The 10664-nt window shown below is 42.7% G+C and carries 7 protein-coding genes; 3 read left to right on the top strand and 4 right to left on the bottom strand.

What is annotated here, in order from left to right; genetic code table 11:
- The first annotated feature begins 96 nt into the window (after positions 1-96).
- On the top strand, positions 97-2466 hold the full coding sequence (gene pbpC / locus PSV17_RS10685; RefSeq protein WP_300482428.1) for a penicillin-binding protein 1C: 2370 nt from the start codon (positions 97-99) through the stop codon (positions 2464-2466).
- Between the two features lie 55 nt (positions 2467-2521).
- Here pbpC and PSV17_RS10680 read toward each other — a convergent pair whose 3' ends face one another.
- Both PSV17_RS10680 and PSV17_RS10675 read right to left on the bottom strand, forming a co-directional pair.
- Entirely contained in the window at positions 2522-3532 is a 1011-nt protein-coding gene (locus PSV17_RS10680; protein WP_300482427.1) for a serine protease, read from the bottom strand.
- Between the two features lie 433 nt (positions 3533-3965).
- Positions 3966-4280: a helix-turn-helix domain-containing protein gene (locus tag PSV17_RS10675; protein ID WP_300482425.1), complete on the bottom strand. Its 315-nt coding sequence runs from the start codon at positions 4278-4280 to the stop codon at positions 3966-3968.
- Between the two features lie 150 nt (positions 4281-4430).
- On the opposite strand from PSV17_RS10675, the gene PSV17_RS10670 reads away from it, so the two are divergent.
- Positions 4431-5183 (top strand): glucose 1-dehydrogenase, encoded by a 753-nt coding sequence (locus PSV17_RS10670; protein WP_300482424.1) that lies wholly within the window; start codon positions 4431-4433, stop codon positions 5181-5183.
- Positions 5184-5261: 78 nt separating this feature from the next.
- Here the strand turns inward: PSV17_RS10670 and aceF are convergent, their stop codons facing one another.
- On the bottom strand, positions 5262-6602 hold the full coding sequence (aceF, locus tag PSV17_RS10665) for a dihydrolipoyllysine-residue acetyltransferase (protein ID WP_300482422.1): 1341 nt from the start codon (positions 6600-6602) through the stop codon (positions 5262-5264).
- Positions 6603-6614: 12 nt separating this feature from the next.
- Positions 6615-9299 carry a pyruvate dehydrogenase (acetyl-transferring), homodimeric type gene (gene aceE / locus PSV17_RS10660; RefSeq protein ID WP_300482420.1) on the bottom strand — a complete coding sequence of 895 codons (2685 nt, stop codon included), beginning with the start codon at positions 9297-9299 and terminating at the stop codon, positions 6615-6617.
- A gap of 566 nt (positions 9300-9865) precedes the next feature.
- Here aceE and PSV17_RS10655 point away from each other — a divergent pair.
- Entirely contained in the window at positions 9866-10534 is a 669-nt protein-coding gene (locus tag PSV17_RS10655; protein ID WP_300482419.1) for a Crp/Fnr family transcriptional regulator, read from the top strand.
- The last annotated feature ends 130 nt before the right edge of the window (positions 10535-10664 follow it).

Here is a 10664-nt window from a genome sequence, read left to right as displayed (position 1 = left end):
TTCCCGCCTACGCGGGAATGACGGTTTAGCGGATGTTTGCTGCTCTTTACTTACAAAGTTTGAACTGATAAAACCACACTTAATAGTAGGCATCAATTGAATGAAATTAAACAACGACGACTCGTAAGGTTTTGGTTAGCATTTAAGCAAACTATTCGCTTAATCAAAAAGCCGCTAATCGTCGCGGCAGTCTTAGGTTTAGTGCTTGCTGGACTCCGTCTGAGTCCTAAACCTTCGCTTTCAAGCTTAATCCCTCACTCCACCGCCATTTATGCAGCCGATGGTACCTTGCTACGACTCACCTTAGCCTCAGATGAGCAATACCAGCTTTGGATGCCGTTAAAAGATATTCACGCTAACGCAGCTGAAGCAGTTAAATTATATGAAGACCGTTATTTTGACTGGCATTTTGGCGTTAATCCTATCGCGTTGTTACGTGGCATGGCGCGTACTTATTCTGGCAGCTCTCGCCAAGGGGCTTCAACCATCACCATGCAGTTGGCTCGCGGCTTATACGGCATTGACTCTCGCACAGTAGGCGGCAAGCTAAAGCAAATACTGGCGGCAATTTGGTTAGAGTCACGTTACTCCAAGCACGACATTCTCGAAGCTTATGTGAATATTGCGCCCTATGGTGGCAACATTAAAGGCATCGCTACCGCTAGCCTGTTTTACTTCAACAAACCCGCAAGCCGATTAAACTTGCCCGAAATGATGACGCTGGCAGTAATTCCACAAAATCCTAACAAACGCCTAAGCATTAGTAACAAAAACGCACAATTAAATGAAGCTAGAAGCCACTTATGGCAAGACTGGTTAGCTCAACATCCAGAAGATGCTAAATATACGGCTGACATGCGCTTGCCAGCGCAATCATTGAAAGAAGCCAAACGTTTAAGCAACCAAAACTTACCTTTTCTAGCCCCGCACTTTACTGACGCATTGCTTGCCGAGCACCGCAATCAAGTAACCATACACACGGGCTTAAACATTCACGCTCAAGCCACACTCGAACGCATGATTGCTAGTTACATTGAGAATAATAAAAACGTAGGAATCAGCAATGTGAGTGCTGTTTTGTACGATGCAAAAAACATGCAAGTCAAAGCATTAGTCGGCTCGGCTGATTATTTTAGCGCGGTGATAGACGGGCAGGTAAATGGAACATCCGCCAAACGCTCGCCAGGCTCTACCTTAAAACCATTTATATATGGCTTGGCAATGGATCAAAGTTTAATTCATCCTGCCAGCATTTTAAAAGATGCGCCGACTAGTTTTGGCCCATACAGCCCAGAAAATTTCGATGGTCGTTTTATCGGCCCAATTACCGCGAGTGATGCGCTGATACGCTCACGCAATGTACCTGCGGTGAGTTTAGCCTCTAAACTCACTCAGCCTAGTTTGTACGACTTTTTGAAGAATGTAGGCGTAAGCAATTTAAAAAGTGAATCTCATTATGGGCTAGCCCTCGCATTAGGTGGTGGCGAGCTAACGATGGAAGAACTCGTCAGCTTATACGCCATGTTAGCCAACAATGGTCGCTTCGACCCTTATCGCTTAACAAAACAAGATTCAGCCACTTTTCCATTGTTAAGTGAAGAGTCGGCGTATATCACTTTAAACATGTTACGGCAAAACCCTCGACCAGACACTGGCGAACCTGACCCATACAAAACCGCTTGGAAAACTGGCACCTCTTGGGGCTTCCATGATGCATGGACGGTAGGCGTAAGCGGTAACAATGTATTAGCGGTGTGGGTGGGTAATTTCGACGGCAAACCTAATCCAGCATTTATCGGCATCAAAACTGCAGCGCCTTTATTTTTTCAGATTTTAGATAGTCTCCGCCATCAGCGTTTATTAAACCCCAAAACTGAAGTCGAAGCGATGCCACCGCATACTTTAACCAAGGTAAAGGTGTGCACTGCAAGCGGAGACTTGCCCAATCAATACTGTAAAAATCTCAGTGAAACTTGGTTTATTCCAGGCAAATCACCCATAAAAATTAGCACCCTGCATAGACCTGTGTATTTTGATAACACGACCAACCAAGTTGCCTGTGGTGCGGGTGCAAATACGCGAGAAGAAATTATTGAGTTTTGGAGCTCGGATATGTTGCGGCTATTCCGTGAAGCGGGTATGCCCCGCCGCGTACCGCCAACGCTGCCAGCGGAATGTAACAACAATATTAGCCAAGCAACTGACGATAAACCGCAAATTACATCGCCACTTAGGGGTGTAACTTACACCATACGTTTAAGCAAGCCAGAAACTATCGCTCTTAAAGCTAGTCGTGGCGGTCAAGGGGCCATTTACTGGTTTGCTAACAATTCTTTTATTGCTAAAAGTGAGGCTGGTGCGGGCATCGCATGGTCACCCCAAAAAGCGGGGCATTATTTGTTACGTGCGGTAGATAATGCGGGACAATCCGATAGCCGTGAAGTCGTTGTAGAATTTGTGCCTTAGGCTATTATTAAGCCTAAGGCACAACGTATTGAGTCGCAGTTAATGACTTAACTATTCAATTCTCGTCTATGCCCATTGCCACCTTTAACTCACCAGCAGTCGTTTGATCCAAATTATCTAGCATGGCAACCAAGTTTAATGCCTCCATGTGCTTACCAGTATTCTCCGCGATTAAGCCCAAATAATAAATCGCGCTACTGTTATTGCCATTCCTTGCGACCACTTGATTGAAATATTGCTCAGCCCTAGCTTCATTTTTCAAACTAAACTCAGCAACAGCGCGATAAAACAAGGCTTCTGAAGTGTTCGGCTCTTTCTCGTACCATGCTGAGGCAATCTTATTCAGTATCTCCCAATTTTCAGTTTTAAATGGCTGAACAATTCGCATAAAGAAAGGCCATTTGTCCTCAGATTCTGCCCAAAAAGGTAACTCGCTTACACCAACAATGCTTTGCTCAGGTTGATTAAGTAATTCCTTTACCCATTCAACAGACATGTTGTAATAAAAGGCATTATGGCCTGGGCTTTTAACTGTAATGATAGCCACTAAATTACCAGACTCATCAAAGACCCCTCCGCCACTATCGCCAAGCCTAAAAGTGTTGCTGGCTCTTACAACCACACTATCATCCATAGGATATAAGCCTTTGACAAAGCCTGATGTCGCATTAGCGCGTGGTGAGAAACCTGCAAATCCGACAGAATAAACAGGTTGTTCGTATTTAAGATTTTGACTTGAGCCGATATTAGCGATGGGCAGATTTAGGCCTTCAACCTTAAGAATACATAAATCATGATGCCAATCTGGCTTAAGGGCGCTAGCGCTATAATTTTCGCCCTTTGCATTAATCGTCACAGAAGTTGCGTTTGCCACAACATGACAATTTGTGACTACCTGGTCTTTGGCAATTACTACGCCAGAGCCTAAGCCATAGCCGCCATTAGCTAACCCAACTTGAACTTTCACGACATGTTCACTAATGTTTTGCACTAACTCATCCGTTGGCATTGCCCAACTATTAGTTGCACCACACATATAAAGTAAAGCAAACATTAATCTAGTCATGATGAACTCCAATATCGAATTGAATGTTACATAATTTAGTAAAAAACCTTATATGAATTATTAACAACAAGCAGACCTAAGAGCCTGCATTACTTGGTTTAACACAAGCAATTAACATACCAAGTGACTGATTCCAATATGAAATAATGTGAAATTTAAGAAATGAAATGCTTATTTAACCGTCGAATAAAGCGTATTTTTCAATGAAAACTCGAGGCTCTAAAGCCATCTATAATTTCTTTATTGCGCCAGAGATGCTGTGGAATAAGGATGGCGACTATAAAATCAAATTTACTTAACTAGATAACTCTTAAACTTAGTTCGGCTTTAATGATTTTAAAAAAATCTTTTGAAATGCACTTTCGAAATGTCTAAATAATTTATTTGTAATTACTTAAGGAAATATTTGCACAATATTGGTGCAAAACGCGCCTTAATAACCGCCAAATTTAAGAATTTGCTCTAACAGGCCAGGAAAACGGCTATTGATATCGTCTATACGCAAAATGTTGCGATTTTCCACCCCAACTTTAGCAGTATTGATAATGCCCGCTTCTCGCAAGATGCGAAAGTGATGGGATAGCGTAGATTTTGCCATATTTGGACAAGGCGCCGCTTCAGAACACGACATACAGCCATCTCTCTGAAGCATGCTACTGACAATACGCAGACGCATTGGATCCGCAAGCGCGCCAAGCAAGCCTGCCAAGGTAATATCTTCAGTGGACGGATGAACAAATTGAACCATAAAATAATTATACAGTAAGAGTTGACACGGTTCAATAGTTCATTAATAATGAACTATTGAACCGATATTTTTATTTGATAAAAAACTAGTTTCAACAATATAAGCAATTACACATTCAAACTTTAAATACACATTAAAATGGAGATTATTATGTCTAAAAGACTAGCAGGTAAAGTTGCACTAGTTACTGGTGCTTCTAAAGGGATTGGCGCTGCAACAGCGCTACGATTGGCAGATGAAGGTGCATTAGTTGCCGTAAACTATAATAGCAGCAAAGAAGGTGCTGACCGTGTAGTGACTGAGATTGTTAGCAGGGGCGGTAAAGCAATTGCTGTATATGGCAATCTTTCAAAACCTGAAGAAATTAAAAGCGTTATCGATGAAACAACAATCTCATTAGGTGCGATTGATATTCTAGTTAATAACGCGGGGGTTTATGAATTTAGCCCACTTGATGCTATTACACCAGAACACTTCCACAAACAATTCAACCTAAATGTATTAGGTTTGTTGCTAGTGACACAAGAAGCAGTACGTGCGTTTAATGAAAAAGGCGGTAGCATTGTGAACATAAGTTCTGTGGTTTCGACCAGCACGCCACCAGGTGGCTCAGTGTATAGCGCGACTAAGGCGGCTGTAGACTCAATCACCATGGTGTTAGCAAAGGAACTTGCTGAGCGCAATATTCGAGTTAATGCAGTGAATCCAGGTATGATTGAAACGGAAGGTGTTGTTGCGTCCGGTTTCAACGAAGGGGAAATGCGCAATTGGATTGAATCAATTACACCAATGAAACGAATTGGTACCGTTGATGAGATTGCATCTGTAGTAGCATTTCTGGCGTCGAGTGATGCTGCATATGTGACCGGTGAAACTTTACTTATTTCAGGCGGCTTACGCTAAGTCTTGAGAATTGGTAAGAAAGTATCAGCTATAAAATTAAAGGGCGCAGATTGCGCCCTTTAATTTGTTTTTTTATCTTTACAGCAACAACCTACGTACATCGCTCAACATCATGCGCATATGACTAGTAAAGCGTGCCCCATCAGCACCATCAACCACGCGATGGTCATAAGACAATGACATAGGCAACATCAAGCGTGGCTCGAAAGCTTTAGTTTTAGGATCATACACAGGCTGCATACTTGAGCGTGAAACGCCTAAAATAGCCACCTCTGGGCAGTTTATAATAGGCGTAAACATCGTACCGCCGATACCGCCTAAGCTAGAAATGGTAAAGCAACCACCTTGCATCTCTTCAACTTTAAGCTTACGCTCACGCGCCTTGGTTGAAAGCTCACCTAAATCACGAGCAATATCTAGTACGTCTTTTTGTTGCACATCTTTAACTACTGGCACTACCAAACCATCTGGCGTGTCGCAAGCGAAGCCGATGTTGTAATAGTTTTTTAAGATTAAGCTATCGCCATCTGGTGAAAGTGATGAGTTAAAGTTTGGATACGCTTTAAGTGCGTTCACAGAAGCTTTAATCAAAAATGCTAACATAGTCAGCTTAACGCCGCGCTTTTCAGCGTCTGCCTGCATAGACTTACGGAAATCTTCCAAATCGGTAATATCCGCTTCATCAAACTGAGTCACGTGAGGAGCAGTCACCCAGTTACGATGCAAATTTGCACCTGATAGTTTTTTAATGCGTGATAGTGGTTTATTTTCAATCGCACCAAACTGGCTGAAATCAATGACAGGCATTGGTAACGTAGAGAAACCGCTGACACCTGCACCCATGTTTTCTGTACGCGGTTTAGCCAGCTCACCTTTTACAAACGCCTGCACATCAGCTTGAACAATACGATTTTTAGGCGCACTGCCTTTAACAAAAGCTAAATTAACCCCTAACTCACGTGCAAATTTACGTACTGATGGGCTAGCATGCGATAACTTGCCAGCATCAATAACTGCACTTGCAGCCACTGGCACAGGCTGTTGAACTGGTGCAATTGTTTTTGGTGGTTCTGGCGCTGGGCGGCTAGGTTCAGGAATCGCCAATGCAGCAGCCACTGGTTTTTCTGCAGCTGGTTGCGGTGCGGCAGCTTTCACCGCTTCTACTGGCGCAGAAGCAGAGTCAGTCACATCCATCGTTAAAATTAAACCACCTTGAGCGGCTTTATCGCCGACTTTCATTTTCAACTCTTTTACCACACCTGCAAAAGGTGATGGAATATCCATCGAAGCTTTGTCAGACTCAACTGTCATGAGTGAGTCTTCTTTAGCAACGGTGTCGCCCACTTTTACTAATATTTCAATAACGTCAACACTGTCAAAATTGCCGATATCGGGGACAAGTATGTCTTGAATTGCCATGTCTGCGTGTCCTTAAACTGTCGTTGGGTTAGGCTTATTAGCATCTAACTTGTATTTTTTAATCGCTTCTGATGCTTTGCTTGCTGGCAATTTACCATCGTCTGCCAAAGCTTTAAGTGCTGCTAATACCACGTAGTATCTATCCACTTCAAAGAAGCTACGTAATGCTTCGCGACTATCTGAGCGGCCGTAGCCATCAGTACCCAAGGCAACAAAACGTTGTGGTACAAAGTTTTGAATTTGGTCGGCAAATGAGCGCATGTAATCTGTTGATGCAATCACAGGACCTTCAGCCTTTTGTAAACACTGAGCCACATAGCTTAGTCTAGGTTTAGCTTCTGGATTCAACAAGTTTTGGCGTTCTGCATCAATACCTTCGCGGCGTAACTCGGTAAAGCTAGTTACACTCCAAACGTCAGCGGATACACCCCAGTCTTTTTCCAGCAACTCACCCGCAGCAATCACTTCGCGTAAGATTACGCCTGAACCCATCAATTGTACTTTAGGGCCTTTTGCTGCTGATTTGCTAAAGCTATACATGCCTTTCAAAATACCTTCAGCAGAATTTTTTGGCATTTCAGGATGCGTGTAGTTTTCATTCATTAAGGTGATGTAGTAATATACATCTTCCTGATTTTGCACCATGCGACGCAAACCTTCTTGAATAATTACAGCCAATTCATAAGCAAATGTTGGGTCATAAGACACGCAGTTAGGAATCGTTGCAGACATCAAGTGGCTATGACCATCTTCATGTTGTAAACCTTCACCATTCAATGTTGTACGACCTGCAGTAGCGCCGAGCAAGAAGCCACGTGCACGGCTATCTCCGGCAGCCCATGCAAAGTCACCAATACGTTGGAAACCAAACATTGAGTAGTAGATATAGAACGGAATCATTTGCGTGCCTGTGACGCTGTATGACGTAGCGGCAGCTAACCAACTCGCGAAGGAACCTGCTTCGTTAATACCCTCTTCTAAAATCTGACCAGTTTTTGATTCTTTGTAATACATCACTTGGTCAGAATCTTGTGGATCGTATAGCTGGCCGACTGAAGAGTAAATACCTAGTTGACGGAACATGCCTTCCATGCCGAACGTACGCGCTTCATCTGGCACAATAGGCACTACAAATTTACCAATTTCTTTGTCTCGTACCAAAGTTGAGAGAATACGAACAAATGCCATCGTCGTTGAAATTTCACGCTCGCCTGTCGCAACTAGCATATTCTCAAATGCTGAAAGTTCAGGTACTTTAAGCTCATTACCCTTCCGACGACGTTGCGGCACAAAACCACCCATCGCATTACGACGTTCAGCCAAGTATTTCATCTCCGGGCTATCATCTGCCGGTTTGTAGAATGATAAATTTTCCACCTGCTCATCAGTTAATGCCAAGTCAAATCGATCACGGAATTTTTTAAGTGACTCGATATCCATGCTTTTTTGTTGATGCGTGGTATTTTGACCTTCACCAGCGTCACCCATGCCGTAACCTTTAACAGTTTTGGCTAGAATAACAGTAGGCTGACCTTTATGGTTTACCGCTGAATGATAAGCTGCATACACTTTGTGAGGGTCATGTCCCCCACGGTTTAAGCGCCAAATATCCGCATCAGACATGGCGGCAACCATTTCTTTTAGCTCAGGATATTTGCCAAAGAAGTGTTCACGTGTATACGCACCTCCTTTTTGTTTAAAGTTTTGATATTCCCCATCCACGCACTCTTCCATGCGTTTTTTGAGCAAACCATCTTTATCCATAGCAAGCAATGGATCCCAATATGAGCCCCAAACCACTTTCAATGCATTCCAGCCCGCACCACGGAAGTTAGACTCAAGTTCTTGAATGATTTTGCCATTACCGCGCACAGGGCCGTCTAGGCGTTGTAAGTTACAGTTAATGACAAAAATTAGGTTATCTAAACCTTCACGCGCAGCCAATGAAATCGCGCCTTGTGATTCTGGTTCGTCCATTTCGCCATCGCCACAAAACACCCAAACTTTACGATCGCTGGTATCAGCAATGCCACGGTTATGCATGTACTTTAAAAAGCGCGCCTGATAAATACCTGCCAAAGGGCCTAAACCCATTGAGACTGTTGGGAACTGCCAAAAATCAGGCATCAACCAAGGATGCGGGTAGCTGGATAAACCATTACCGCCAGTTTCTTGGCGGAAATTATCCATTTGCTCTTCAGTAAAGCGACCTTCTAAGAAAGCACGAGCATAAACACCTGGTGACGAGTGACCTTGGAAATATACACAGTCTCCGCCAAAGTTTTCAGTTGGTGCGCGAAAGAAATGGTTGAAACCAATATCATACAATGTTGCTGCAGACTGGAAGCTGGCAATGTGACCACCAACACCAGGGGATTTTTCGTTTGCGCGCAATACAGTCATAATTGCGTTCCAGCGTACAAGTGCTCGCACTCGACGCTCCATCTCAGGCTCACCTGGTAATTTAGACTGCAAATGTGTTGGGATAGTATTGACGTAAGCAGTTGTTGCTTTGTATGGCAAATTGCTGCCCGAACGACGCGCTTTATCAATCATTGCTTCAAGCAAAAAGTGTGCGCGTTCCGTACCTTCATTTTCAATGACCGCCGTTAGAGCATCCAACCACTCCTGTGTTTCCAGCGGGTCAGTTTCAGTGAAGCTTTTGTCTTCAATACTAGCGTTTTGATTCGTTGCCATGCGTGAGATTTCTCCGTGTTATAGTTGCTGCGTGTATAGTTTTTTTAAAACAAAGTACAAAAAACACACCAACTAAACGTGATTAGATTGTTCTATTCGTTTAGGATATTCTAAAAGACGAACTTACTTTAAAAAAATTAATTTGGAGGCTATAGTGTGTCTTTTTTAGCCATTTTGGTCAAGTTAAACTGTATTCAATACCCCGAGAAATAACGGCATTTGCTACGATTGCATCACTTTACTTACATGATCTAAAAGAAAATGAATGTCGTTAATTTATTTCGAATCTCATGATTTGTTGTGAAAATTCACTATTATCCAAAAGCAGGCGATTTTTGTACTAACGTCAATACACTCCAAAGTCTTCTAATCATTATTCTCTAGAAACATTAACAGGTTCACATGTATTTCGAGTTTGTTGGGTTTAACGTTCATTAATATTTTATTCAATATTTATAAATACTGTGACAATATAATGGCTTAGCAAGTGTTAAACCAAAGCTTTCGACTTATGCTAAGTTTTATTGCCTTTACCACATTAACATGGCTTTTTAGAAAGACTCCCAATGCAAGGCACTTCTGACAACCTCTCTTGGTTAACATTATTTCCAGATCTTAATGACCTAGATCTGCCCGCCAAACAATTACTTGAAAAGTACGTGCGTATAGTTGAAGCCCCGATTGGGTCAATTGGATATCGTGAAGGTACACCGTGCGGAGCCTATGTGATGCGCCTAAAAGGAAAATCACGTGTATTTAAGATGTCAACTAGTGGTCGGGAAATATTACTTTATAGAGTTACTGCAGGTGAAACCTGTGTCATTACTACGACCTGTCTATTAGGCAATAGTGATTATCCTGCCTCCACTATAGTCGAAGAGCCTATTCGCGATGCCTTAATCCCAGCTACCGCATTCCACCAATTAATGCTCAATTCTGCAATTTTCAGAAAATTTGTCATGGCAAATTATGGCGCATTGATAAGCGATCTGATTGTGCTACTAGATGAAGTGGCATTTCACAGCCTTCAGGGTAGATTAGCAAAAGTGTTACTAGATGCCAACACGGCACAAATAACATGTACTCATCAACAGCTTGCTGATGAACTTGGTACAGCGCGCGAGGTCGTCAGCCGGCAATTGAAACGACTTGAACAAAAAGGAGCCTTATTATTAGGTAGGGGTCAAGTAGAGATAATTCAGCGTAGCACATTAGAAAAGTTAGCAAACTCTTAACTACCGCCCATTCACATCATCGCTAGCTATTATTCCCCTTGACTAGCCACATGCGGAACTCAGAACCTAACCCCGCCCTCACTACGAGGGCATTATTTTGCCCTAAATAGCATTAAACGTTAACAATTTA

The organism is Methylotenera sp., assembly GCF_029946165.1.
Classification (GTDB): Bacteria; Pseudomonadota; Gammaproteobacteria; order Burkholderiales; family Methylophilaceae; genus Methylotenera.
Note: the sequence above shows the minus strand (reverse complement) of the source record. Positions and strands in the feature narration are given on the sequence as shown.

What these genes read in the sequence shown, in the direction of transcription:
- aceF (WP_300482422.1), bottom strand. Translation starts at nt 6,602, where the DNA reads ATGGCAATTCAAGACATACTTGTCCCCGATATCGGCAATTTTGACAGT.
- PSV17_RS10675 (WP_300482425.1), bottom strand. Translation starts at nt 4,280, where the DNA reads ATGGTTCAATTTGTTCATCCGTCCACTGAAGATATTACCTTGGCAGGC.
- aceE (WP_300482420.1), bottom strand. Translation starts at nt 9,299, where the DNA reads ATGGCAACGAATCAAAACGCTAGTATTGAAGACAAAAGCTTCACTGAA.
- PSV17_RS10670 (WP_300482424.1), top strand. Translation starts at nt 4,431, where the DNA reads ATGTCTAAAAGACTAGCAGGTAAAGTTGCACTAGTTACTGGTGCTTCT.
- PSV17_RS10655 (WP_300482419.1), top strand. Translation starts at nt 9,866, where the DNA reads ATGCAAGGCACTTCTGACAACCTCTCTTGGTTAACATTATTTCCAGAT.
- PSV17_RS10680 (WP_300482427.1), bottom strand. Translation starts at nt 3,532, where the DNA reads ATGACTAGATTAATGTTTGCTTTACTTTATATGTGTGGTGCAACTAAT.